Annotated in this window: 22 protein-coding genes and 2 tRNA genes; 17 read left to right on the plus strand and 7 right to left on the minus strand. The window is 54.8% G+C overall.

The features are described 5' to 3' along the window. The first annotated feature begins 377 nt into the window (after positions 1 to 377). Positions 378 to 1,886 (plus strand): sodium/proline symporter PutP, encoded by a 1,509-nt coding sequence (gene putP, locus MT962_RS03970; protein ID WP_024559453.1) that lies wholly within the window; start codon positions 378 to 380, stop codon positions 1,884 to 1,886. Positions 1,887 to 2,022: 136 nt separating this feature from the next. Next, entirely contained in the window at positions 2,023 to 2,445 is a 423-nt protein-coding gene (locus tag MT962_RS03975; protein WP_024559454.1) for a DUF3574 domain-containing protein, read from the plus strand. Positions 2,446 to 2,475: 30 nt separating this feature from the next. On the opposite strand, the gene MT962_RS03980 is transcribed toward MT962_RS03975, so the two are convergent. After that, on the minus strand, positions 2,476 to 3,660 hold the full coding sequence (locus MT962_RS03980; RefSeq protein ID WP_024559455.1) for a nucleoside transporter C-terminal domain-containing protein: 1,185 nt from the start codon (positions 3,658 to 3,660) through the stop codon (positions 2,476 to 2,478). Positions 3,661 to 4,017: 357 nt separating this feature from the next. Between MT962_RS03980 and efeU the strand changes: the two genes are divergently transcribed. From efeU to phoH, 4 genes are all read left to right on the plus strand, one after another. Continuing rightward, on the plus strand, positions 4,018 to 4,851 hold the full coding sequence (gene efeU / locus MT962_RS03985) for an iron uptake transporter permease EfeU (protein ID WP_024559456.1): 834 nt from the start codon (positions 4,018 to 4,020) through the stop codon (positions 4,849 to 4,851). Positions 4,852 to 4,907: 56 nt separating this feature from the next. Further along, positions 4,908 to 6,035, plus strand: coding sequence for an iron uptake system protein EfeO (gene efeO, locus MT962_RS03990; RefSeq protein ID WP_247364651.1), 1,128 nt, complete (start codon positions 4,908 to 4,910; stop codon positions 6,033 to 6,035). 3 nt (positions 6,036 to 6,038) lie between these two features. Continuing rightward, positions 6,039 to 7,325, plus strand: a complete 1,287-nt coding sequence (efeB, locus tag MT962_RS03995; RefSeq protein WP_247364658.1) for an iron uptake transporter deferrochelatase/peroxidase subunit — start codon at positions 6,039 to 6,041, stop codon at positions 7,323 to 7,325. A gap of 553 nt (positions 7,326 to 7,878) precedes the next feature. Continuing rightward, positions 7,879 to 8,667 (plus strand): phosphate starvation-inducible protein PhoH, encoded by a 789-nt coding sequence (gene phoH, locus MT962_RS04000; RefSeq protein ID WP_024559459.1) that lies wholly within the window; start codon positions 7,879 to 7,881, stop codon positions 8,665 to 8,667. A gap of 989 nt (positions 8,668 to 9,656) precedes the next feature. Here the strand turns inward: phoH and MT962_RS04005 are convergent. After that, positions 9,657 to 9,744, minus strand: a tRNA-Ser gene (locus MT962_RS04005). A gap of 312 nt (positions 9,745 to 10,056) precedes the next feature. Here MT962_RS04005 and MT962_RS04010 point away from each other — a divergent pair. Next, positions 10,057 to 12,381 (plus strand): FdhF/YdeP family oxidoreductase, encoded by a 2,325-nt coding sequence (locus MT962_RS04010; protein ID WP_247364662.1) that lies wholly within the window; start codon positions 10,057 to 10,059, stop codon positions 12,379 to 12,381. Between the two features lie 1,274 nt (positions 12,382 to 13,655). Here MT962_RS04010 and MT962_RS04015 read toward each other — a convergent pair. Next, positions 13,656 to 13,743, minus strand: a tRNA-Ser gene (locus tag MT962_RS04015). Between the two features lie 200 nt (positions 13,744 to 13,943). Here MT962_RS04015 and ghrA point away from each other — a divergent pair. The 4 genes from ghrA (at position 13,944) to MT962_RS04035 (ending at position 16,886) form a co-directional block, all read left to right on the plus strand. Continuing rightward, positions 13,944 to 14,885 (plus strand): glyoxylate/hydroxypyruvate reductase GhrA, encoded by a 942-nt coding sequence (ghrA, locus tag MT962_RS04020; protein WP_024560168.1) that lies wholly within the window; start codon positions 13,944 to 13,946, stop codon positions 14,883 to 14,885. A gap of 88 nt (positions 14,886 to 14,973) precedes the next feature. Continuing rightward, positions 14,974 to 15,711 (plus strand): phosphatase, encoded by a 738-nt coding sequence (locus MT962_RS04025; protein WP_247364665.1) that lies wholly within the window; start codon positions 14,974 to 14,976, stop codon positions 15,709 to 15,711. A 21-nt stretch (positions 15,712 to 15,732) separates the two neighbouring features. Next, the gene (locus MT962_RS04030; RefSeq protein ID WP_247364668.1) at positions 15,733 to 16,284 is read left to right on the plus strand and encodes a molecular chaperone; all 552 of its coding nucleotides are present in this window, start codon (positions 15,733 to 15,735) and stop codon (positions 16,282 to 16,284) included. 128 nt (positions 16,285 to 16,412) lie between these two features. After that, positions 16,413 to 16,886, plus strand: coding sequence for a DUF1097 domain-containing protein (locus MT962_RS04035; RefSeq protein WP_024560170.1), 474 nt, complete (start codon positions 16,413 to 16,415; stop codon positions 16,884 to 16,886). A gap of 49 nt (positions 16,887 to 16,935) precedes the next feature. Here MT962_RS04035 and csgG read toward each other — a convergent pair whose 3' ends face one another. The 4 genes from csgG to csgD are packed head-to-tail and all read right to left on the minus strand — an operon-like array spanning position 16,936 to position 19,280. After that, positions 16,936 to 17,769, minus strand: coding sequence for a curli production assembly/transport protein CsgG (csgG, locus tag MT962_RS04040; protein ID WP_024556654.1), 834 nt, complete (start codon positions 17,767 to 17,769; stop codon positions 16,936 to 16,938). A gap of 29 nt (positions 17,770 to 17,798) precedes the next feature. Beyond that, positions 17,799 to 18,212 carry a curli production assembly/transport protein CsgF gene (gene csgF / locus MT962_RS04045; RefSeq protein ID WP_024556655.1) on the minus strand — a complete coding sequence of 138 codons (414 nt, stop codon included), beginning with the start codon at positions 18,210 to 18,212 and terminating at the stop codon, positions 17,799 to 17,801. A gap of 26 nt (positions 18,213 to 18,238) precedes the next feature. Beyond that, complete coding sequence (gene csgE, locus MT962_RS04050; protein ID WP_024556656.1) at positions 18,239 to 18,628, minus strand: curli production assembly/transport protein CsgE; 390 nt, start codon at positions 18,626 to 18,628, stop codon at positions 18,239 to 18,241. A 4-nt stretch (positions 18,629 to 18,632) separates the two neighbouring features. After that, positions 18,633 to 19,280: a biofilm master transcriptional regulator CsgD gene (gene csgD / locus MT962_RS04055; protein WP_024556657.1), complete on the minus strand. Its 648-nt coding sequence runs from the start codon at positions 19,278 to 19,280 to the stop codon at positions 18,633 to 18,635. Positions 19,281 to 20,054: 774 nt separating this feature from the next. Here csgD and csgB point away from each other — a divergent pair. From csgB to MT962_RS04085, 6 genes are all read left to right on the plus strand, one after another. Then, entirely contained in the window at positions 20,055 to 20,510 is a 456-nt protein-coding gene (gene csgB, locus MT962_RS04060) for a curli minor subunit CsgB (RefSeq protein ID WP_024556658.1), read from the plus strand. 46 nt (positions 20,511 to 20,556) lie between these two features. Next, positions 20,557 to 21,042 carry a curli major subunit CsgA gene (gene csgA / locus MT962_RS04065; RefSeq protein ID WP_024556659.1) on the plus strand — a complete coding sequence of 162 codons (486 nt, stop codon included), beginning with the start codon at positions 20,557 to 20,559 and terminating at the stop codon, positions 21,040 to 21,042. A 65-nt stretch (positions 21,043 to 21,107) separates the two neighbouring features. Then, complete coding sequence (gene csgC, locus MT962_RS04070; protein WP_247364669.1) at positions 21,108 to 21,437, plus strand: curli assembly chaperone CsgC; 330 nt, start codon at positions 21,108 to 21,110, stop codon at positions 21,435 to 21,437. Between the two features lie 162 nt (positions 21,438 to 21,599). Further along, entirely contained in the window at positions 21,600 to 21,908 is a 309-nt protein-coding gene (locus MT962_RS04075) for a type 1 fimbrial protein (RefSeq protein ID WP_024556661.1), read from the plus strand. A gap of 83 nt (positions 21,909 to 21,991) precedes the next feature. Continuing rightward, the gene (gene ymdB / locus MT962_RS04080; RefSeq protein WP_024556662.1) at positions 21,992 to 22,525 is read left to right on the plus strand and encodes an O-acetyl-ADP-ribose deacetylase; all 534 of its coding nucleotides are present in this window, start codon (positions 21,992 to 21,994) and stop codon (positions 22,523 to 22,525) included. Then, entirely contained in the window at positions 22,467 to 23,954 is a 1,488-nt protein-coding gene (locus MT962_RS04085; RefSeq protein WP_028019827.1) for a phospholipase D family protein, read from the plus strand. The genes ymdB and MT962_RS04085 overlap by 59 nt, the downstream gene beginning before the upstream one ends. Positions 23,955 to 23,988: the final 34 nt, after the last annotated feature.

Genomic DNA, 23,988 nt, shown 5'->3' on the forward strand with positions numbered 1-23,988 from the left:
CGTTATCCGGCACTATCCATCATGTTGCAACTTTGTGCAACCATGTTAAATGTGACTTCGCCAGCAAGCTCAAAAATGAATGAAATGTTAAATATGAAATTGCTATGACCGCTCAGACGTCACCCCGCTATAAGCTGATATTCCGGGCCTGGTTAACATTTTTTCGTGGTGCAACCGATAAAAGCGTGAGCGAGTGCAACCTCCTGCAAAATGGCATTTTTAGCAGAGATGTAATTGTTGTAAATGGTGTGTTAAATCGATTGTGAATGAAAACCGCTTCCGGCAGGATACTGCCGCGAAACGAAAACGACGATAACAGCACCGCTGCGTTCCGGCGGTGACAAGCCGAAACTGGCCAGATTAGACGGAGAAGTGAGATGACAGCGAGTACACCTATGCTGGTGACTTTCCTTGTTTATATCTTTGGGATGATATTAATAGGGTTTATTGCGTGGCGTTCGACCAAAAACTTTGACGATTACATCCTTGGCGGGCGCAGCCTTGGCAGCGTGGTGACGGCGCTGTCGGCAGGGGCGTCTGATATGTCCGGCTGGCTGTTGATGGGCCTGCCTGGCGCCATTTTCCTCTCCGGGATTTCAGAAAGCTGGATTGCCATCGGCCTGACGCTGGGCGCCTGGATCAACTGGAAGCTGGTGGCGGGGCGGTTGCGCGTGCACACCGAGGCGAACAATAACGCGCTAACGTTACCGGATTATTTCACTGGCCGTTTCGAAGATAAAAGCCGCGTGCTGCGCATCATCTCCGCGCTGGTTATCCTGCTGTTCTTCACCATCTACTGCGCCTCCGGCATCGTGGCAGGTGCGCGCCTGTTTGAAAGCACCTTCGGCATGAGCTATGAAACCGCGCTGTGGGCAGGCGCTGCGGCGACCATTCTCTATACCTTTATCGGCGGCTTCCTCGCGGTAAGCTGGACCGACACGGTGCAGGCGAGCCTGATGATTTTCGCTCTGATCCTGACTCCGGTGTTTGTTATCCTCGCCGTCGGCGGCCTGGACGACTCGCTGATGGTTATCAAGCAGAAGAGCATCGAAAACGTCGATATGCTTAAGGGCTTAAACCTGGTGGCGATTATCTCGCTGATGGGCTGGGGGCTTGGCTACTTCGGCCAGCCGCACATTCTGGCGCGCTTTATGGCGGCGGACTCTCATCACACCATTGTTAACGCGCGTCGCATCTCCATGACCTGGATGATCCTCTGCCTTGCAGGCGCCGTAGCGGTGGGCTTCTTCGGCATCGCCTACTTTAACAACCACCCGGAGCAGGCGGCGGCGGTGAACCAGAACGGCGAGCGCGTCTTTATCGAGCTGGCGCAAATTCTCTTTAACCCATGGATCGCCGGTATTCTGCTCTCCGCTATCCTCGCGGCGGTGATGTCCACTCTGAGCTGCCAGCTGCTGGTCTGCTCAAGCGCGATTACCGAAGATCTCTACAAAGCCTTCCTGCGTAAAAACGCGACGCAAAAAGAGCTGGTATGGGTGGGGCGCCTGATGGTGCTGGTGGTGGCGCTGGTCGCCATTGCGCTGGCGGCGAACCCGGAAAACCGCGTGCTTGGGCTGGTGAGCTACGCCTGGGCGGGCTTCGGCGCCGCATTCGGTCCGGTAGTGCTGTTCTCGGTCATGTGGTCGCGCATGACCCGCAACGGCGCGCTGGCCGGCATGATTATCGGCGCGGTGACCGTTATCGTCTGGAAGCAGTTCGCCTGGCTGAACCTGTATGAAATCATTCCGGGCTTTGTTTTCGCAAGCCTTGGCATCGTGGTCTTTAGTCTGCTGGACAAAGCGCCGTCCGCCACAATGCAGTCCCGCTTTGAAAAAGCGGACGCGGAGTACCACACCGCGCCGCCTTCTAAACTGCAGGCTGATTAAGCCTTCGCATGCAAACCCGCCGAAAGGCGGGTTTTTTCTTTGTAATCAAAAAAATAGTCTAAGGCATCCCTTGCCTGGCGCGGCAAAGTGTTATTTCATCCCGTTTTCCACCCATCACTAAAAGGCAGGGAAAAAGATGACTGGCAAAGCGTTGTTGGGCCTTACGCTTGCGGCGTTGCTGACAGGCTGCACGGCGCATTCAGGCGTAGCGGAGCCGGAGCAGGCGTGCGCGGCGCAAAATCGCATGATACAGACCACGCTCTATTTTGGCCTCAGCCGGCCCGCTGGCCCGGCTATCACCAGCAAGGAGTGGCAGGGTTTTGTCGATACCGACGTCACTCCGCGCTTTCGCGATGGCCTGACGGTGTTTGACGCGCGCGGCCAGTGGCTGGGCAGCGATGGCAACGTGGCGCGCGAGCCGAGCAAGGCGCTGGTGCTCATTCATGACCGCAACGACACAAGCGAGCGGGAGATAGAAGCCCTGCGCGCGATATATAAAACCCGTTTTGCGCAGGAGTCCGTTATGCGGGTGGATCAGAACGTCTGCGTTCAGTTTTGAGATAAAGGCGGGGAGAGCCCGCCTTTTTGCTTATAGCACCAGACCTGCGAACGCGGCGGAAAGCAGGCTGACCAGCGTTGCGCCATACACCAGGCGCAAGCCAAAGCGCGAAACCACGTTGCCCTGCGGCTCGTTTAGCCCTTTTATGGCGCCAGCGACGATGCCGATAGAGGCAAAATTGGCAAACGACACCAGAAACACCGAGAGAATGCCAAGACCGCGCGCCGACAGGGTGGCGGCGATTTTTTGCAGTTCAATCATGGCGACAAACTCATTCGCCACAAGCTTGGTGGCCATAATGCCGCCCGCCTTCAGGGCGTCTGCCGCCGGAATGCCAACGAGCCAGGCTAACGGGTAGAACACATAGCCAAGCAGTTGCTGGAAGCTCTGGCCGAACAGCGCCAGGAACAGCGCGTTCACGGCGCTGATAATGGCGATAAAACCAATCAGCATCGCCAGAATAATCATCGCCACCTTAAAGCCCGCCAGAATGTACTCGCCGAGCATTTCAAAAAAGCTCTGGGATTCATGCAGCTTCTCAAGTCTCACTTCCGGTTCATCGTGCGGGCGCGCCGGATTGATGACGGAAAGAATAATAAACGTGCTAAAGAGGTTAAGCACCAATGCCGCGACCACATATTTCGCCTCGATCATCGTCATGTAGGCGCCAACGATAGAGAGCGAAACGGTCGACATGGCTGTCGCCGCCATCGTAAACAGACGGCGTGAAGAGAGATCCGCCAGTACGCCTTTATAAGCGATAAAGTTTTCCGACTGGCCGAGCACCAGCGAACTCACCGCATTGAACGATTCCAGCTTGCCCATGCCGTTGATTTTTGAAAGCAAGGTGCCGATAACGCGAATGAACACCGGCAGGATGCGCCAGTGTTGCAAAATGCCAATCAGCGCCGAGATAAAGACGATAGGGCAGAGCACGCCAAGAAACACAAAGGCGAGGCCTTTCTGGCTCATGCCGCCAAAGACGAAATCGGTGCCTTCAGCTGCAAAATGCAGCAGGGAAGAGAAGCCGCCCGCGACGCTTTGGATAAGCCATAGCCCCGCTTGTGCATGCAAAAAGAACCAGGCGAATGCCGCTTCGATAAGCATAAGCTGAAGAATATAACGAACGCGGATGTTTTTACGGTCAAAGCTTGTAAGCCAGGCAAGCGCCAGGATAGCCGCCGCGGCGAAAATAAAGTGCAGTAGAGTTGTCATGATTACGCAGGTGATTGAAAGAAAAATAGTTAGCCACAGATAAAACGGCCGGTAAACAGCGCGCTAAGCATAATTTCCCGCATCGTTATCTGGCAAACGGAATAAGAGGGGGCGAAAGATAGAGCCATATTCAGGAGGGTAAATTCGCGCTGGCGGCACAGGGTTTGTACCGGGTTAAACCCTTCTGACAGCCGTATGGTTAAGCAGAGTGATTACTCAACTTCGCAACTTTTACACTTCGTCATAATTCCCGGCACATTTTTCTTGTATTTCTTCTTTTGCTAATGATAATCACTTTCACTCACATTTACCTTTCTTTGCAACAGTTGACCTGATTTCACACTTAAGGGTGCCGGGATGTTTGTTCCATTTCTAATTATGCTGCGCGAAGGGCTGGAAGCTGCGCTCATTGTCAGCCTCATCGCCAGTTACCTGAAGCGCACGCAGCGCGGGCAATGGCTTGGCGTTATGTGGACAGGCGTGTTTCTTGCCGCCGCGCTCTGCCTTGGGCTGGGTATTTTCATCAACGAAACCACTGGCGAGTTCCCGCAAAAAGAGCAGGAGCTGTTTGAAGGCATCGTGGCGGTGATTGCGGTACTGATCCTCACGTATATGGTTTTCTGGATGCGCAAAGTGGCGCGCAACGTAAAAGGGGAGCTGGAGCAGGCGGTAGACAAGGCGCTCAAGCGCGGCGGCAACCAAAGCTGGGCGCTGATCCTGATGGTCTTTTTCGCCGTCGCGCGCGAAGGGCTGGAGTCGGTCTTTTTTCTGCTGGCGGCCTTTGGCCAGGATCTCGGCGTCTGGCCGCCGCTTGGCGCCATGTTGGGGCTGGCAACGGCAGTGGTGCTGGGTTTTCTGCTTTACTGGGGCGGCATCCGGCTCAATCTTGGCGCCTTTTTCAGATGGACGAGTCTCTTCATTCTGCTGGTGGCGGCGGGTCTGGCGGCGGGCGCCATTCGCGCGTTTCACGAGGCGGGGCTGTGGAACCGCTTTCAGGAGGTGGCTTTCGACTTAAGCCAGGTGCTGAGCACCCATTCGCTCTTCGGCACGCTGCTGGAGTCGGTATTCGGCTACCAGGAAGCGCCAACGGTGAGCGAAGTGGCGGTCTGGCTGATTTACCTGCTGCCCGCACTGGCTATTTTCTTTATGCCGACCCGCGTGGTGGCGCAGCCTTCCGGCAGCGCAAACTGATTATAACAGGCGCGCCGCGCCTTTTTAGTTACAACATACTTTTATAGGGAATGGTCATGACGAGACACTTTCGCCGCAGTGCGCTGCAGTTAACAACGCTTGCGCTCTTATCTTCCGCCTTTGCCGCCAACGCGGCTGATGTTCCACAGGTTAAGGTTACGGTAAACGACAAGCAGTGCGAGCCGATGACGCTTACCGTCAACGCGGGCAAAACCCAGTTCCTGATCCTCAACCACAGCCAGAAAGCGCTGGAGTGGGAGATCCTCAAAGGGGTGATGGTCGTGGAAGAGCGCGAGAACATTGCGCCAGGCTTCAGCCAGAAAATGACGGCGAACCTGGAGCCAGGCGAATACGACATGACCTGCGGCCTGCTGAGCAACCCCAAAGGCAAGCTCATCGTGAAAGCGGCGGGCGGGGCGCAGCCGGCGGCGAAAAGCGATTTGATGTCGCTTGAAGGCGCCATCACCCAGTATAAAGCGTATGTGACCGCCGAAACCGCCGCGCTGGTGGAAGGCACCAAAGCTTTTACCGACGCGGTGAAAGCGGGCGACATCGAAAAGGCGAAATCGCTTTACGCCCCGACGCGCCAGCATTACGAGCGCATTGAGCCCATCGCCGAGCTTTTCTCTGACCTTGACGGCAGCATCGACGCCCGTGAGGACGATTATGAGCAGAAAGCGGCAGACCCGAAATTCACCGGTTTCCACCGTCTGGAGAAAGCGTTGTTTGGCGATAACAGCGTGAAGGGAATGGATACCTACGCCGACCAGCTTTACCGCGACGTTCAGGATCTGCAAAAACGCATCAGCGAGCTCGCTTTCCCACCGGGTAAAGTCGTAGGCGGCGCGGCCGGGCTGATTGAAGAAGTGGCGGCGAGCAAAATCAGCGGCGAAGAAGATCGTTACAGCCACACCGATCTGTGGGACTTCCAGGCGAATGTGGAAGGTTCGCAGAAAATTGTCGAGCTGCTGCGTCCGCAGTTGCAAAAAGACAACGCGGAACTGCTGGCGAAAGTGGACGCCAACTTTAAAAAGGTCAATACCATCCTTACGAAGTACCGCACCAAAGAAGGGTTTGAAACTTACGACAAGCTGACCGACGCCGATCGTAACGCGCTGAAAGGGCCGGTGACGGCGCTGGCTGAAGACCTCTCTCTGCTGCGTGGCGTGCTCGGTCTGGACTAAAGCATGAACGAAGCGACAAAACACCCGAACGCGCCAGAGCCGGCGCGTCGTCGACTGTTGAAAGGGCTCGGACTGCTTGGCGGGGCGCTGGCCGTTACGGGCGGCTGCCCGGTGGCACACGGCGCTAAGCCTTCAGCGCCGCCGGGCACGCTCTCGCCGGATGGCCGTCAGGAAAAGCAGCCTTTTTACGGCCCGCATCAGGCGGGCATCGTCACGCCGCAGCAAGCCGCCATGATGCTGGTGGCTTTCGATGTGCTGGCCGCGGATAAGGCCGATCTGGAGCGCCTGTTTCGTCTGCTGACGAAGCGTATCGCTTTCTTAACCGAAGGCGGTCCGGCGCCGCAAACGCCCAACCCGCGTATGCCGCCCATGGATTCCGGTATTCTTGGTGATGTTATCGCGCCGGATAACCTGACGATTACCGTTTCAGTCGGTCACTCTCTGTTTGACGAACGCTTCGGGCTGGCGGCGCAGATGCCGAAAAAGCTGCAAAAGATGACGCGTTTTCCGAACGATTCGCTGGACGCGGCGCTGTGCCACGGCGATCTGCTGCTGCAAATTTGCGCCAACACGCAGGATACGGTTATTCACGCGCTGCGCGATATTATCAAGCACACGCCGGATCTCCTGAGCGTGCGCTGGAAGCGGGAAGGGTTTATCTCCGATCACGCGGCGCGCAGCCGGGGTAAAGAAACGCCAATTAATCTGCTCGGCTTCAAGGATGGCACGGCCAATCCGGATACGCAGAATGCCAGACTGATAGAGAGCATCCTATGGGTGACGCCGGAACAGGGCGAACCCGCCTGGGCGACAGGCGGCAGCTATCAGGCGGTGCGCATCATTCAGTTTCATGTCGAGTTCTGGGACCGCACGCCGCTTAAGGAGCAGCAAACCATCTTTGGGCGCGAAAAGCACAGCGGCGCGCCGCTTGGCATGCAGCATGAGCACGACGTGCCGGACTACGCGAGCGACCCGGACGGCGAGGTTATCGCGCTGGATAGCCATATCAGGCTGGCTAACCCGCGTACGCCGGAAACCCAGTCCAGCCTGATGCTGCGCCGGGGCTACAGCTACTCGCTCGGCGTCACCAATTCCGGTCAGCTTGATATGGGGCTGCTGTTTGTCTGCTATCAGCATGACCTGGAAAAAGGCTTTTTAAGCGTCCAGAAACGGCTGAACGGCGAAGCGCTGGAAGAGTATGTGAAACCCATCGGCGGCGGTTATTTCTTTGCCCTTCCGGGCGTGAGCGATAACGCGCATTATCTTGCCGAAGGGCTGCTGCAGGCCTGACCTTTCTCCCCGCCGTGTCAGGCGGGGACACCTTCTTACATCTTCTGTTTCATTTGTTAACACTTTACTGGCGCAGCCGGGATAAGAATTTTACTATGACTATAGTATTGATACTTTTCTGTAATATTTCTGTGTCATAAAAAATGCATCGTCAGAAAAGCCTTAAAAAGTTAAAAATAAGTAAAATCTATGTTGCGTTTATGAAAAAATTTGATGTACTTAGAGCAGATGCGGTAGTTCCCGGTTGTGAACAGATTTTTCACTATGGAGATCGCGAATGGTAGTGTCCCGTGATGGACTAAAACATAAAACCCCCCGCAAAGCCCGGCGCGGAGATACTACCTCCGGCAAAATCGTCTTCACTTCTTCATCCAGACATTCCACTTCCTCCTCACATTCAACCGACGTAGTAAGCGGTGCGCGTAGCCGTACTACTGCGTCTTTTTCCGGCAATCATGGCTTACAAGGAAGCCAAACCTACGTTGTTCGTGCGCATAATCGCGTCGGCAGTGACGACGCGGGCAATGTAAACCTACTTAACAAGGTGCCATCCATGGGAAGACAGAAAGCAGTGATCAAAGCTCGTCGTGAAGCAAAACGGGTGTTAAGACGGGATTCACGCAGCCACAAGCAGCGTGAAGAGGAGTCGGTCACTTCGCTTGTGCAGATGAGCGGCGTTGAAGCTATTGGCATGGCAAGGGACAGTCGCGATACATCACCAATAGCGGCGCGCAGTGAAGCTCAGGCGCAGTATCTCGAAGCTATTGAGAGTAAACAGCTGATATTCGCCACCGGCGAAGCCGGATGCGGCAAAACGTTTATCAGCGCGGCGAAGGCGGCTGAGGCCCTGATTCACAAGGATGTCGACAGGATCATTGTTACTCGCCCGGTACTGCAGGCCGATGAAGACCTCGGCTTCCTGCCCGGCGATATTTCTGAGAAGTTCGCGCCTTATTTCCGTCCGGTCTACGATGTTCTGGTGCGCCGCCTTGGCGCCTCGTTCATGCAGTACTGCCTGCGACCGGAAATTGGCAAAGTAGAGATTGCGCCGTTCGCCTATATGCGCGGACGTACATTTGAAAATGCGGTAGTGATTCTGGACGAGGCTCAGAACGTTACCGCTGCGCAGATGAAAATGTTTTTGACCCGCCTCGGGGAGAACGTGACCGTTATCGTCAATGGCGATATTACCCAGTGCGATTTGCCCGCCGGCGTGCAGTCCGGCCTGAGCGATGCGCTGGCGCGTTTCAAAGAGGATGACATGATCGGCGTGGTGCGCTTCACCAAAGACGATTGTGTCCGCTCCGCACTCTGCCAGCGTACGCTCAACGCCTACGATTAACATTGCTGGTGAAAAAATGAAAATAAAGGCCCAACGCTGTTGGGCCTTTTTCGTTTCAGCGGCCGGTGAGGGGATTGACTCGCTGGCGCTCGCCGTTACCCGGCCCGTCCATGGGCCTCGCCCGACGGTGCCAACGCATATCGTTGTTCAAAAAGCCTGACAGCGAGGGTTTGGGCCCGGCTAAAAATCGCCTCAGCTTTTTCACGGAGGCCGGGTTGCACCGGTGGACAAAAATGCCCGGAGCATTTTTGAACAATGCGAAGCATTGGCCCCGAAGGGGCGAGGCCCATGGATGGGCCGAGTAAGCGGTGCAAGGGCATGTCAGTGCAGGGACGCACTGTCATGCCCGACCCGAAGCCTGCGGGGAAAAGATGAGGTTTCCCCGTAGGGGCGATTTTCCGCCGGGAGCCGGGATTGCAAAGGGGGCGGCGGCGAGCCCCCTTTGCACGTTCGCGTGAGAAAGCGTGCCATAAAAAGCCCGGGCATAAGCGAACGGAACGATTCACACCGTTTCATATCGCATACAGATTTAAGGGCAGGCCGTGAACCTTTCTCATCCCCCCCGGCTCGGCGGGATATAAAAACGAAAAAGCCCGTACTTTCGTACAGGCTCTCTCTTTAAATATGGCGGTGAGGGGGGGATTGACTCGCTGGCGCTCGCCCTATGGGCGGCATGCCCGCAAGCGGTCCTGCCGTCCAGGCGGTAAACCGCCTGTCGACCCCCGGTCGGGGCTTCTCATCCCCCCGGCTCGGCGCGATATAAAAGCAAAGAAGCCTGGGCGTTAACCCAGGCTTCTTCTTTAAATATGGCGGTGAGGGGGGGATTGACTCGCTGGCGCTCGCCCTACGGGCGGCATGCCCGCAAGCGGTCCTGCCGTCCAGTCGGTAAACCGCCTGTCGACCCCCGGTCGGGGCTTCTCATCCCCCCGGGTTGGCGCGATATAAAAACGAAAAAGCCCGTACTTTCGTACAGGCTCTCTCTTTAAATATGGCGGTGAGGGGGGGATTCGAACCCCCGATACGTTGCCGTATACACACTTTCCAGGCGTGCTCCTTCAGCCACTCGGACACCTCACCATATTGTCTGCTGCCCACTCGTCGGGGGCAACGGGGCGCTACTATAGGGGGGAGCATAAAATCGGTCAAGCAGAATTTTTTCTTTCCTAATCGTTCGGTTAAGGGTTAAACGAAATGGCCCTTTGCCAGCAATGCCCGTGAGCGCGCCGGACAGAAACATTCGCAAACATCCTCGTAGAGCAAGTAAGCGCAGCGCGCCTGTTCACGTCAGCCTGCGTAAATCAGCGGCGGATAAGCAAGCCTGTGCTTCGCTTATCGTGTTTTCTGTACCAGGCTTAAGACCAAACTATTAGACGGACGATGTGGAGCATTATGAAAGAGCAAAATCGCACTATCGGTATTGCGCCTTATGGCGGCTCAGCAGGCGGTTGGGGAGCATTGAAGGCGGTCGCTGACGCCATACGCGGTCAGATGTCGGTAAAGCAAGACGTCATTGCCTTATTCAAGGTTAACCAGCCGCAGGGGTTTGACTGCCCTGGCTGCGCCTGGCCGGACCCGCAACACGGCTCCTCATTTGAGTTTTGTGAAAACGGCGCCAAGGCGGTTACCTGGGAAGCGACCAGTAAACGCACCACCCCGGAATTTTTCGCCGCGCACACCGTAAGCGAACTGTGGGAGCGTAACGCCTTTGAACTGGAAGGCGAGGGACGCCTGACGCACCCGATGAAATATGATCCGGCAAGCGACACCTACCAGCCCATCGAGTGGGAAACCGCCTTCACAGAGATTGGCGAACATCTACGACGCTATGACGATCCAGACAGCGTGGAGTTTTACACATCCGGGCGCGCATCGAACGAAGCGGCTTTTCTCTGGCAGCTCTTCGCCCGAGAGTACGGCACTAATAACTTCCCGGACTGCTCGAACATGTGCCACGAGCCGACCAGCGTCGGTTTGCCGGAATCCATCGGCGTGGGTAAAGGCACGGTGGAGCTGGAAGATTTCAATCACTGCGATTTAGTGCTTTGCATCGGACATAATCCGGGCACCAATCATCCGCGCATGCTTGGCACCCTGCGTGAAGTGTCAAAACGCGGCGCGACTATCGTCGCCATCAACCCGCTTCGCGAACGCGGCCTTGAGCGCTTTACCTCGCCGCAAAGCCCTATCGAAATGCTGTCGCTAAGCTCCACGGAACTCGCCTCGACTTATTACAAAGTCCGCGTCGGCGGCGATGCAGCCATGCTGAAAGGCGTAATGAAAATTTTGCTGTCGATGCATGAAGAACGCCTGGCAAAAGGCCAGCCGGGGGTGCTGGATGAAACCTTTATCCGCGAGCACACCGAGGGGTTCGAGGCGTTGAAGGCGGATCTCGATGCGACCGAGTGGGATCATATTCTGAAGGTCTCCGGCATGGAGCGTAAAGAGATCCAGCATGTCGCTCGCCTGTATGCCAATGCCCAGCGCACCATCGTCTGTTACGGGATGGGGATAACGCAGCATCAGTATGGCACCCAGAATGTTCAGCAAATCGCTAACTTACTGCTGCTGCGCGGCAATATCGGTAAAAAAGGCGCCGGCATTTGTCCGCTGCGCGGTCACTCTAATGTGCAGGGCGATCGCACGGTAGGGATCACTGAAATTCCGTCACAAGAGTTGCTCGACAGCATTGAGCGCGTCTTTGGCTTTAAGCCGCCGCAAAAACATGGACACGGCGCGGTAGCGGCTATCCAGGCGATGCGCGATGGCAAAGCCAAAGCGTTACTGTGCCTGGGAGGCAACCTTGCCGAAGCCATCTCTGACCCGCAGGTTACCTTTCCCGCCATGCGCAACCTTGACCTGGTCGTACATATGGCGACTAAGCTTAATCGGTCGCATTTGCTGCTCGGTAAGCATAACTATCTGCTGCCCGTGCTTGGCCGCACCGAGATTGACGAGCAGGCCTCCGGCGCGCAGAGCATTACGGTAGAAGATTCCATGTCGATGGTGCACGCGTCGCGCGGTTCGCTGAAGCCCGCTTCGCCGCACCTGAAATCTGAACCCGCGCTGGTGGCGGGTATTGCGAAAGCGACGCTGCCTGACAGCGTGGTCAACTGGGACAGGTTGGTGGGGGATTACAGCTTTATTCGCGAAAAGATAGAGGCGGTGTTCCCGGCGTTCGCTAACTATAACGAACGCGTGAAAAAGCCAGGCGGTTTCCGGCTGCGCAATGCCGCTTCGGAGCGTGTCTGGAATACGCCAACCGGGAAAGCGCAGTTCAAAGTGATGCAGGGGATTAATGAAGATCCGCGCTCGCTGAAGTGCCATGACCTGGTGCTCACGACGCTTCGTAGTCACGATCAATACAACACAACGCTTTACGGTCTCAACGATCGCTACCGCGGTGTGACAGGGCGGCGGGACGTGTTGTTTATTAACCCGGATGAAGCCGAGAAACGGCAGCTACGCGTTGGCGATCAGGTCAATATCGTCGCTCTCGATCCTGAAGGCAACCCTACGTCGCGCCGGATGCAGAACCTTACCATTGTGGTCATTGATATGGCTCCCGGCTCTGTTGGCGCTTACTACCCGGAAGCGAACGTGCTGGTGCCGCTGGACAGCCACGATACCCGGAGCGGTATTCCGGCTTATAAAAGCATTCCGATTGCGATGGAGAAAGCCGCCGTGCCTGTGGAAACCTCAGGCGCGCGGCGCTAAGCGTAGTCTCTTCCGTTGCGCAGGTGTTTTTACCCTTTCTGCGGGGTGAGGGGCAGATGTGGACACGGTGGTATGTTCCGTTCGCCGGGGTGCTTCCGTCGGGGAGAGGGTTGGGGTGAGGGGCATATGTGGGCACCGCGGTATGTTCCGTTCGCCAGCGCGCTGCGCTCATATGTCAGCTTCTATCCTGCGAACGTGTTAAGGGGGCTCGCCGCCGCCCCCTTAACAATCCCGGCTCCCGGCGGAAAATCGCCCCTACGGGGAGACCTCCGCTTTTCCTCTCCGGCTTCAGGTCGGGCACGACGATACATCCTTGTATCGACGTGCCCTTACGCCCGGTCCCTCGGGCGTGCCCTGGCCTACGAGAAAAAGCTGAGGCGATTTTTTTTAAGCCGGAGAAACCCCCTTCGCTTCAACGTTGAGAGAAGGGGTAAGGTGGGTAAGCGCAGCATCGACTGCCATAAACCTGAAGTCGATATAAAAGCAAAGAAGCCTGGGCGTTAACCCAGGCTTCTTCTTTAAATATGGCGGTGAGGGGGGATTGACTCGCTGGCGCTCGCCGTTACTCGGCCTGTCCATGGGCCTCGTCCGATAGAGCCAATGTATATCATTATCCAAAAAACCTGACAGCGAGGGGTTGGGTCCGGCTCAAAATCGCCTCAGCTTTTTCACGCAGGCCGGGTTGCACCGGTGGACCCGGTGCAAGGGCATGTCAGTGCAGGGACGCACTGTCATGCCCGACCCGAAGCCTGCGGGGAAAAGATGAGGTTTCCCCGTAGGGGCGATTTTCCGCCGGGAGCCGGGATTGCAAAGGGGGCGGCGGCGAGCCCCCTTTGCACGTTCGCGTGAGAAAGCGTGCCATAAAAAGCCCGGGCATAAGCGAACGGAACGATTCACACCGTTTCATATCGCCTACAGATTTAGGGGCGGGCCGTGAACCTTTCTCATCCCCCCGGCTCGGCGGGATATAAAAACGAAAAAGCCCGTACTTTCGTACAGGCTCTCTCTTTAAATATGGCGGTGAGGGGGGGATTGACTCGCTGGCGCTCGCCGTTACTCGGCCCATCCATGGGCCTCGCCCCTTCGGGGCCAACGCTTCGCATTGTTCAAAAACGCTCCCGGCGTTTTTGTGCAGGCGGCATGCCCGCAAGCGGTCCTGCCGTCCAGGCGGTAAACCGCCTGTCGACCCCCGGTCGGGGCTTCTCATCCCCCCGGCTCGGCGCGATATAAAAGCAAAGAAGCCTGAGCGTTAACCCAGGCTTCTTCTTTAAATATGGCGGTGAGGGGGGGATTCGAACCCCCGATACGTTGCCGTATACACACTTTCCAGGCGTGCTCCTTCAGCCACTCGGACACCTCACCATATTGTCTTCCCGATGTGCTCGGGACGGGCGCTAATGTAGGGAAAAGGCTAACGCCAGTCAATACACTTTTCGGAATTTCCGGCGCGTTTACTCAAACTTCCAGCAACATGCTTCTTAAAAAGACAAATTGCCTGTTTTTATGGCAATAGTCTTGCAACTACAACGCTTTCGCGTAATCCTGGAGAAAAAGGAGAAGCCATGGACATCATTTTTTACCATCCCACTTTTGACGCTAACCACTGGATATCTCTGCTGCAACGACAGCTTCCTCAGGCCCGGATACGTGAATGGCGCTCCGGCGATAACGGCCCGGCAGATTACGCGCTGGTCTGGCATCCGCCGGTCGAAATGTTACGCGGGCGCACCGGGTTGAAAGCGGTTTTTGCGCTGGGCGCCGGGGTAGACTCCATCCTCAGCAAATTAAAAAAGGATCCGGACTTGTTGCCCGCAGGCGTGCCGCTGTTCCGGCTCGAAGATACCGGCATGGCGGAGCAAATGCAGGAATATGCAGTAAGCCAGGTGCTGCACTGGTTCCGCCGCTTTGATGATTACCAGGCGTTGAAGCTGCAGGCGAAATGGGAACCGCTGGCTGACTATGAACGTGAAGATTTCACTATCGGCATTCTGGGCGCCGGCGTGCTGGGAGGGAAGGTTGCGGAAAGCCTGGTCGGTTGGGGGTTCCCGGTTCGCTGCTGGAGCCGCAGCCATAAAAATTATTCTGGTGTAAAAAGCTTTGCCGGAAGGGAAGAGCTGAGCGCGTTTGCGAATAATACGCGCGTGTTAATCAACCTGCTGCCCAATACGCCGGAAACGGTGGGCATTATCAACAGCGAATTAGTAAACCAGCTGGCGGATAACGCTTACGTGCTTAACCTTGCCCGCGGCGTGCATCTGGTAGAAGACGATCTGCTGACGGCGCTGGATAGCGGCAAGCTTAAGGGCGCAATGCTGGATGTTTTCTCCCGCGAACCGCTGCCGGCCGAAAGCCCGCTGTGGCGTCACCCGCGCGTGGCGATCACGCCGCACGTTGCGGCGGTAACCCGCCCGGCGCAGGCGGTGGAGTTTATTTCGTCAACGATTATTCAGCTTGATAAAGGCCAGCATCCCACAGGCCAGGTCGACCTCCAACGCGGCTACTGAACCCGTGCCCGGCCTTCCTGCCGGGCTTTCAGGCTAAACCTCAACGCCGATACCTGCTATCCTTGCGCAAAACCGAAAGGAGAGCGCCATGTATCCCGTTGACCTGCACATGCATACCGTCGCCAGTACCCACGCTTACAGTAACCTTCACGACTATATCGCTGCGGCAAAGCAAAAAAACATTCAGCTGTTCGCTATTACCGATCACGGCCCTGATATGGCCGACGCGCCGCACTACTGGCACTTTATCAACATGCGCATCTGGCCGCGCGTGGTGGATGGCGTTGGCATTCTGCGCGGCATCGAAGCCAATATAAAAAATACCGCAGGCGAGATAGACTGCACCGGCCCGATGCTGGATGCGCTTGACCTGATCGTGGCGGGCTTCCACGAGCCGGTGTTTCCACCGCAGGATAAAGCCGCTCACACCGAGGCGATGATCGCCGCTATGGCGAGCGGCAATGTGCATATCATCAGCCACCCGGGCAACCCGAAGTTCCCGGTCGATATTCCGGCGATAGCTGCCGCCGCCGCGAAATATCAGGTGGCGCTGGAGCTGAATAACTCCTCCTTTACGCATTCGCGCAAGGGTAGCGGACCGAATTGCCGCGCCATTGCCGAAGCGGTGCGCGACGCAGGCGGCTGGCTGGCGCTGGGTTCTGATTCTCATACCGCCTTTACGCTGGGCGATTTTCATGAGTGCCGCAAAATCCTCGACGAGGTGGCGTTCCCCGAAGATCGCATTCTTAACGTCACGCCGCGCCGTTTGCTTAATTTTCTTGAATCCCGCGGTATGGCGCCCATCGCCGAATTTGCCGCCTTTTAATAAACCCAATGGATCTGTTTCATGAATGAATTTTCAATTATCTGCCGCCTGCTTGGCTCCCTCTGGTACCGTGAACCGCAGGACGCGGTGCTTGCCCCGGTCTGGTCACTGATTGCCGAAGGCAAGCTCGCCCAGAGCTGGCCGCTTGAGCAGGATGAGCTGCTGGCGCGTCTACAAAAAAGCTATAACGCGCAAGAGGTGGCGGCGGATTACCGTACGCTCTTTACCGGTGATGATCGCCGCGTATCGCCGCTGCGTTCCGCATGGCAAGAGGGGGCGAAGGAAGAAGAGGTGAGGGCGTTTCTGCGCGAGCGTGGCATGCCGCTTTCCGACGCGCCGGCAGACCACTTTGGCATGCTGCTGCTGGCGACTTCCTGGCTTGAAGATCAGGCGCAGGATGATGAAAGCGAGGCGCTGGAAACCTTATTCGATAACTATCTGCTGCCCTGGTGCGGCGCTTTCCTGGGCAAGGTGGAAGCGCATGCGGCCAGCGCGTTCTGGCGAACTTTCGCGCAGTTAACCCGCGATGCTATTCAGGCGATGTGGGAAGAGTTGCAGGAAGAAGAAGAATAAGAGAGCCGGGCGGATGCCCGGTTTTTTGTGATTAAAGTCACAAATAAAATGTAATTAACAATTTCGATTTACAATTTTTGTGCGTTGCTTCGCATTGGTGCGGCGGCCTTCTGCTAGTATACGCCGCCATGAACAGACTCTTCCCTCTCGCATTGACGACCGGCCTGCTTTCCGCCCTCTGGGGCTGGGCGGCGGTGAGTTTTGGTCTGCCCGGTTGGGCAGGCTTCCTTGGCTGCACCGCATGGTTTGCCTGTCCGAAACCCGGCCTCCCGGGCTTTTTCACTACGCTTTGCACCTTACTGAGCGGTGTTGCCTGGGCGCAGGTCATTATTCAGGGTGGCGCACTGGTGCCGCATGCGGAGCTGTTCGGCTACGCCATGACGGGCATCGTCGCTTTTTTAATGTGCATGCAAGCAAGACACATGCTTCTCTCTTTTGTGCCGGGAACCTTCATTGGTGCCTGCGCCACGTTTGCCGCGCAGGGGGAATGGAAGAGCGTGGCGCCCGCTTTACTGCTGGGTTTGCTGTTTGGGTTTGCAATGAAAAGCAGCGGTAACTGGCTGGCGGCGCGGCTTGCCGCTAAAAGCACGCAAGCCATATAAGGCATAAAAAAACCAGCTTGCGCTGGTTTTTAATTTTGTCAGGACGTTTTCAGGACTCTGGCGGCACCGCCATGCTGCGGTATTTCGCAAGAATGGTGTTTTTCGCATCGCCCTTATTTTTCAGCTCCCACAGGCCGCGGTTAATACCGTCGTTTATCAAATGGATTACCCCGGTTTCAATCGCTGACATCAGGCAGAGCATGACGGGTTCATTCGCGGTATAACCAATTTCTCCTTCCAGCAACCGCTGGTAATCGATGAAGCGGAATACGCCCGCCTGCACTTCATAAGAGAGAATGGTTTTACTGGTATTCACCGACGAAAGCACTTCGCCTGTGCTGACATTAACCACACGCAGATTAACGGCAATTTGATCAAGCTGATATTGCGTGTCGCCGCCAATGCCGAAATAACGCGCGCCGACGCCGCCCGATTTCACATTGCTTTCATAACCGATAATCGAGCCTTCGATCATGACGTTGGCGGCCACCAGCGATTGCAGCGGCATGCGGTTGTTTTCCGCAACGGTGCCGTTCTCCTGGGCTGCACGGATAATTTTGCGTTCGTTAAGCAGGTTTTGTAACCCCTGACGCTCCAGCGGAATAAACCAGCGGGAATCTTTCAACGCCGTGACCAGCATAGATGTGGCGCTTTGCGGTACGGCGGTTGAAAAGTTACTGGCTGGATAAGGCTTAAACTGGCCAGTTTCGTCCTGAATATTATAAACCGAGACAAAAAGCTTACCTTTGGGGTCGGGTAAGTTCGTTAAGTCACGGTAGCTTTGCGCCCGGGGCATTAAGGTGGGCTTTGCCGCTTCTTTTGGCGGAGCGGTTAGGCATCCACTTAACAACATGACGGCAAGAAGTAATAATAAGCGCTGCATGATAGTCATCCTTTAAAAATTAACAGGGCCTAAAAATCAGTGGTTCCCGTTTGCAGGCCCGAAACTTGAATGGTGGAGGTTTTACCTGTTTTACGATCGGTGACATTGAGCTGCAGCTGTCCGTCTCTGTTAGCAATATCGACGATGTAATCGTTAGTCACCATTCTTCCCGGCTGCCCGGTATTAATATTGGTTAACAGGCCGCCCAACACCTGCGACTGAATTGCTGAGGTAAAGTTGTCCAGCGCTGACGGCGTTTCGATTGCATAATCGTCATAGCTGGGATCTTTATAAGAGTTTTGCGCCTGAGCTTCATTAAGAAGAAAAGCGCCGTTATTGGGGTTACCACCGAAATTAGGGTTGCGAAACTGAAAAACCATATTCCCGCCCCACGACAGCGGTGATACTAACAGCAAGGTAATAACCGCGTATGCGACCCGCATGACAGCCTCCTGAAGTGAAAGAAACGTTAGAATTCATCTTTTGTTAAATCGCCGGTGCTTAATAATGCTTTATCAATTTGTCGACGCTGCAACGCTTCATGAGTCTGGTCCAGTGCGAAGTCAACGTTCTTGTCAAAGTCACGCTTCGTCGGGAATAAGAAAACCTGGTAAATTACATCCTGCTCAACGGTAATAGTGATCCAGCTGCCCCACCGGGCGCTGGGTCGCTCATTAATCGTTAAGTTCCCGCTGTAACTGCTTTCCCATTTATCGCTGAAAGCGCGATAAAAATCGTGGCCGACAGACGAAACGGTGTGATCGGTTAACAGACCGGGCACTTCCACTTCAAGCGCCCGCGCGCCGCCGGTGGCGCACAGGATCCCTGCGGCCAATAACCAGCCAGTTAACTTGTTCATGATGTTAGCGTCTGAGATTGTCATTGGCCCAGGAGACGGCCTGGGTGCGGTTTTTCACCGAAATCTTTTTGAAAAGATTGTAGAGGTGGGTTTTGACCGTGTTTTCGCTAATAAACAGCGACTGGGCTATCTCATTATTCGAGGCGCCGACACGCAATTTATTGAGGATCTCTTTTTCACGGTGCGTCAACAGCGCCGACTCCGCGCTATTAAAGCGATAATGGCCGGAGCGGGTGATAAGATAGCTCGCCAGCTTCTGGCTAAAGTAGCATTCGCCGCGCATCACGCCCTGCATCCCTTCGATTACGCGCGTCTGATCTTCGTTTGAGTAGAAAACCCCGTTGATGTGCGGCCAGTTTTCAATATCGCGGAAGGGGTATTCTTCCGGCGTGTTGAGCAGCAACACTTTAACGTTGTTCCGGCGACCCAGATTTTCCTGCCAGTAGTTAATCAACTTCTTATCTGCTTCCATCATATCCAGCAGAATGAGACTATTTACTGGTATTTCATCCAGTGAACGCTGAATATTATGTAACTTGCCATTAAGCATTAAAGAAGTCTTAAGGTGCTGTAATAAGGCTGTCGCCTGTAACGATGGTTTAGTGATCAGCATTAAAGTCTGAACAGGTAAACTATGGACTTCATTAAACATGATGAAAACTCCGCGCTTTATATTTGGTTCCCGGCAATAGATTGCAAATAAAAGCAATCCGCCAGAGGTTACTGGAAAAATGCACTGCTGCGTGTGTTAATAACAAAACGTCAGGCCCTGGGAGGGCGTGATAAATTTTAAAACCAAGAAAGTTCTGATGAGTTCAATCTAGTCATTGCCAATCTTAAAGCAAGTGTTAAAGATGTAAGCAAATGTAACTCAACATATTAAAATGTTAATAATGCTAGTTTCTGGATATTAGTTTTTGATGGGAAAGTTGTACATTTTTAACCAGTTGCATCGTTTTGATTAAGCGGAAATAAAACATAATATGTTGATTTTTAATGGTTTTTTAAATTGGTATTAAGTGGTAATCCTCAGAGAATATACCCCTCTTTCTGATGATGGCTTTATGAGAAGTTTACCTTAAGAAAAAAAGGATGTGTGTCACGTGACTGTCCAAAATTGTTTTAATTTTTGCTGATGTTTGCTAACACCACGGAGTTGTCATCTTTATGAAGACAAAGTGACAAAACAAGAACAGCGTTTGGCTCTATATGGATGTGCCTGAAAGAAACCGCTTAAAAAACAACCTCATGCTTTGGTATGACGGCTGCGATAAAAATACCACTCGCAGGTGAGATATAAAAAACGCGTCGGCGGACATACTCATTTCCGTAGCGCAGCAATATCAAATGAATTGTTGTGATTACTTATTAGTCGTTGGCATGTTGTTTATTTCGCGAAATAAACAACCAGGTCCAGGGTGGAGACATGAAAAACAAATTGCTGTTTACGATGTTAACAATACTGGGTGTGCCTGGTTTGGCTCATGCAAGTCATTTTGATCTTGCAGCTTCGGAATATAACTTTGCCGTGAATGAAATAAGCAAAGGCTCGTTAAATCAGGCCGCGATAATTGGTCAGACAGGCAGAAATAATGACGCCTGGGTTCGCCAGGACGGCAATAAATTGCAGGCGGTGATTAGCCAGACCGGCGTCGCCAACCGCGCAAAGGTTGATCAATCAGGGTATTACAATCTTGCTTACGTTTCACAACAGGGCTACGGCAATGAAGTGAACCTTAAACAAGAGGGTTACGATAATTCCGCGTTGGTTATTCAAAAAGGCACGGCTAACCGTGCGGATATTATCCAGTCAGGTACGCAAAAATCCGCAGTTGTAGTGCAAAAGCAGTCGCAAATGGCAGTTCGCGTAATTCAGCGCTGAATGTCGTTTTAGGCTTATTTAACGTCAATCCTATGGGGAAGAAACCATGAAATTTTTCAAAGTCGCAGCACTGGCAGCAATGGTAGTTTCTGGTAGCGCACTGGCAGTGCCTTTTCATCAGTATGGTGAAGATTCAAGCCTGAAAATTTATCAGTACGGCACCAGCAACCATGCTAATGCGCTGCAGTCTGACGCGTATCACTCAACTACTGAAATCAAACAGCGCGGCGGTAACCACAACGCTGAAACCGGTCAGGGTTCTGACAACAGCTATATCAAGCTGACCCAGAATGGCTATGCTCAGAACGCCTCTATCGACCAGTGGGGCGGCTCTGACTCCGGCGTAACCGTCACCCAGAATGGTTTCCACAACAACGCGACGGTTGACCAGTGGAGCAGCCGTAACTCTGCCACCACCGTTAACCAGGATGGCCACTTCAACAACGCGACCGTCAACCAGACTGCTTCTTCTTCTCAGGTTTACGTGACTCAGGTGGGCGCTTTCAACTCGGCTAGCGCTTCGCAGTACTAATCGTACCTGTAGAAACACATGTAAAAAAACAGGGCCTGCGCCCTGTTTTTTTTCGGGGGAAGAAAATGCATACGCTGATACTCCTGGCTGCGCTTACCAGCCAGATTGGCTTTGATGCCCATCAACAGGGCGACACATGGACTGTCATACCTCAGGTTACGCTCACGCAGGATTGCCAGTGCCGCGTACAGATGGAGACATCCCGCCACGGTGCGGCAGGCAATAGCACCACTCGACAAAACAGTTGGGTGAATATCAGAGCCGGAGAACCTTACGCGCTTTCACAGATTAGCTTTACCGCCGGGCAGGGCGATGAGGTCGTGGTGACAGTGACAATCACCGATGGGCAAGCGCTGCACCTTTCTCGCCAGTGGTCGCCGCCAGGCAGAGTCTGAACACCTTTATCACGACGAAAAGCCTGTCGCCCTTGCTAAATTCATCAACAGAAAATGCGCGCAGCGCCAGAAAATGAAAAATCAGCTCAACGCGTTAAAGCCAGTTTACGTCTACGGTTAAGTAAAACAGCCAAACGGCAAAACCGACGTGGAGCCCTGCAAATGAAAACGTTATCTCTCGTTAAAAATACCTCTGGCGCGCTGCTTATCCTCTCTTCTGTTGTCACTGCGGCTGCGGCAAATGATGGGACTATTCATTTTAGAGGGGCCATCGTCGAGGCGGGGTGTCAGGTGGAAAACCAGGCGCAGAAGGCGATATTTAGCTGCTTTAAGGATGGAAAAATGCAGCGGCAAACGCTGGCGCTTCATCAGTTGACCGAGGCAAGCCTCAAACAGGCTAATGCCTCTGTGCGGATGAAATGGCTGGATGCTTCACGCCGTCTGGGCGTGTTGCAAATAACCTACCAGTAACAATTTACGGTTTCGCTTATCGACTTCGGCAGGCCCAATGGGTGATCTACACTAACATCATCACTTCAAGTGAGGAGGTCACTATGCAAAACCGCATACATATACAGGAAGGCGACATTACGGCAATGGAAGTGGACGTCATTGTCAACGCCGCTAATCCTTCATTACTGGGCGGTGGCGGCGTCGATGGCGCCATTCACCGCGCAGCGGGGCCGGCGCTGCTCGCTGCCTGTAAAGTGGTTCGCCAGCAGCAGGGCGAGTGCGCGCCTGGTCACGCGGTGATTACCGAAGCGGGGCAGCTTCGCGCAAAAGCCGTGATACATACCGTCGGGCCAATATGGCGGGGCGGAAGCGACAACGAGGCGCAGCTGCTCGGCGATGCTTATCGAAACAGTTTGCAACTGGTAAGCGCAAATGGATATCGCAGCGTGGCGTTCCCGGCTATCAGTACAGGCATTTATGGTTATCCGAAAGCGGCGGCTGCACAAATCGCCATGGACACCGTTTCGGATTATCTCACCAGGCACCCGTTACCGGAGCAGGTATACTTTGTCTGCTATGACGAAGAAAACGCCCGACTTTACCAAAGGTTACTTACCCAACGCTTCCCGGTCTGAGCCGCATGGCACACGCCTTGGGCGTGCGATTGCGCCTGCGACGGCGCAGCATCCCCATAACAGCGGCTTGCATCCGCTAGATGACAGCCTGGATGCTTTCGCCGCCCGTTATCTGCTCGCGGGCATGGCGGAGCAGACAATTAATGTCCAGTACTACATCTGGGAAGATGATATGTCCGGACGGCTGCTCTTCAGCGCGCTGCTTGCCGCCGCCCGGCGCGGCGTAAAGGTTCGCATCCTGCTGGATGATAACAATACGCTGGGCCTCGACAGCACGCTGCGCATGCTGGATGCGCACCCGCTTATTGAAGTGCGCCTCTTTAACCCGTTTTCATTCCGCACACTTCGCGCGTTAGGTTATATCACCGACTTCGCGCGGCTTAATCGCCGTATGCATAACAAAAGCTTTACGGTGGATGGCGAAGTGACCATTATCGGCGGGCGCAACGTGGGGGACGCCTATTTTGGCGCCGGGGAGCAGCCGCTTTTCTCCGACCTCGACGTGCTGGCCATCGGGCCAGTGGTGGCCGATGTGGAAAAGGATTTCGAGCGCTACTGGCGCAGCGGTTCCGTCTCCACGTTGCAGAAAGTGCTGGATGTGAATGACGAGCAGCTGGACGCCCGGGTTCAGTTGCCGGAAGACTGGAAAACCGATCCCATTGCCAAACGCTACCTGGACCGGCTCTCCAGCACCCGTTTCGCAACGCATCTTGAATCGCGCACGCTGCCGCTTATCTGGGCGAAAACCCGTCTGGTCAGCGACGATCCGCGCAAAGGGCAGGGCAAAGCCCGAGAACACACGTTGCTGCCGCAGCGCATGATGAATCTTATCGGCCAGCCGGAAAAATCGATCGACATCATCTCCTCCTATTTTGTCCCGACCCGTTCGGGCGTGGCGTTGCTGCTGACGCTGCGGCGCAAGGGGGTGAAAGTCGCTGTATTAACCAACTCGCTGGCCGCCAATGACGTGGCGGTGGTGCATGCCGGCTATGCCCGCTGGCGCAAAAAATTATTACGCCACGGCGTTGAGCTTTATGAGCTTAAACCTACGCGTGAAACCGGACCGGTGCAGCGCGACCGCGGGCTGACCGGGAATTCTGGCGCCAGTCTGCATGCAAAAACCTTCAGCGTGGACGATAACCACGTTTTTATCGGCTCTTTTAACTTCGACCCCCGGTCGGCCATGCTCAATACCGAGATGGGTTTTGTCATCCAGAGCGAGCCGCTGGCGAAGCTGTTTCACCAGCGTTTTATCCGCAACCAGCGGGAGGCGGCCTGGCAGCTGCGCCTTGACCGCTGGGGGCGCATTAACTGGATTGAGCAACAGGATGGAGAGGAAAAAGTGCTGAAAAAGGAGCCAAAAACCCGCTTCAGCCAGCGTCTGCTGGTGCGCCTGGCCTCCTGGCTGCCGGTGGAGTGGTTACTTTAAGCGGGCCTGCAACGTTAACAGGCCCGCCAGAACA

The organism is Franconibacter sp. IITDAS19, from assembly GCF_023079515.1.
GTDB classification, from domain to species: domain Bacteria; phylum Pseudomonadota; class Gammaproteobacteria; order Enterobacterales; family Enterobacteriaceae; genus Franconibacter; species Franconibacter pulveris.

Coding starts and splice junctions, on each gene's coding strand:
- MT962_RS04030 (WP_247364668.1), top strand. CDS start 15,733: ATGAATGAATTTTCAATTATCTGCCGCCTGCTTGGCTCCCTCTGGTAC.
- MT962_RS04025 (WP_247364665.1), top strand. CDS start 14,974: ATGTATCCCGTTGACCTGCACATGCATACCGTCGCCAGTACCCACGCT.
- csgE (WP_024556656.1), bottom strand. CDS start 18,628: ATGAACAAGTTAACTGGCTGGTTATTGGCCGCAGGGATCCTGTGCGCC.
- efeO (WP_247364651.1), top strand. CDS start 4,908: ATGACGAGACACTTTCGCCGCAGTGCGCTGCAGTTAACAACGCTTGCG.
- csgF (WP_024556655.1), bottom strand. CDS start 18,212: ATGCGGGTCGCATACGCGGTTATTACCTTGCTGTTAGTATCACCGCTG.
- MT962_RS04035 (WP_024560170.1), top strand. CDS start 16,413: ATGAACAGACTCTTCCCTCTCGCATTGACGACCGGCCTGCTTTCCGCC.
- csgC (WP_247364669.1), top strand. CDS start 21,108: ATGCATACGCTGATACTCCTGGCTGCGCTTACCAGCCAGATTGGCTTT.
- efeB (WP_247364658.1), top strand. CDS start 6,039: ATGAACGAAGCGACAAAACACCCGAACGCGCCAGAGCCGGCGCGTCGT.
- csgB (WP_024556658.1), top strand. CDS start 20,055: ATGAAAAACAAATTGCTGTTTACGATGTTAACAATACTGGGTGTGCCT.
- phoH (WP_024559459.1), top strand. CDS start 7,879: ATGGGAAGACAGAAAGCAGTGATCAAAGCTCGTCGTGAAGCAAAACGG.
- MT962_RS04010 (WP_247364662.1), top strand. CDS start 10,057: ATGAAAGAGCAAAATCGCACTATCGGTATTGCGCCTTATGGCGGCTCA.
- putP (WP_024559453.1), top strand. CDS start 378: ATGACAGCGAGTACACCTATGCTGGTGACTTTCCTTGTTTATATCTTT.
- ghrA (WP_024560168.1), top strand. CDS start 13,944: ATGGACATCATTTTTTACCATCCCACTTTTGACGCTAACCACTGGATA.
- MT962_RS04075 (WP_024556661.1), top strand. CDS start 21,600: ATGAAAACGTTATCTCTCGTTAAAAATACCTCTGGCGCGCTGCTTATC.
- csgD (WP_024556657.1), bottom strand. CDS start 19,280: ATGTTTAATGAAGTCCATAGTTTACCTGTTCAGACTTTAATGCTGATC.
- MT962_RS03980 (WP_024559455.1), bottom strand. CDS start 3,660: ATGACAACTCTACTGCACTTTATTTTCGCCGCGGCGGCTATCCTGGCG.
- csgG (WP_024556654.1), bottom strand. CDS start 17,769: ATGCAGCGCTTATTATTACTTCTTGCCGTCATGTTGTTAAGTGGATGC.
- MT962_RS04085 (WP_028019827.1), top strand. CDS start 22,467: ATGACGAAGAAAACGCCCGACTTTACCAAAGGTTACTTACCCAACGCT.
- MT962_RS03975 (WP_024559454.1), top strand. CDS start 2,023: ATGACTGGCAAAGCGTTGTTGGGCCTTACGCTTGCGGCGTTGCTGACA.
- csgA (WP_024556659.1), top strand. CDS start 20,557: ATGAAATTTTTCAAAGTCGCAGCACTGGCAGCAATGGTAGTTTCTGGT.
- ymdB (WP_024556662.1), top strand. CDS start 21,992: ATGCAAAACCGCATACATATACAGGAAGGCGACATTACGGCAATGGAA.
- efeU (WP_024559456.1), top strand. CDS start 4,018: ATGTTTGTTCCATTTCTAATTATGCTGCGCGAAGGGCTGGAAGCTGCG.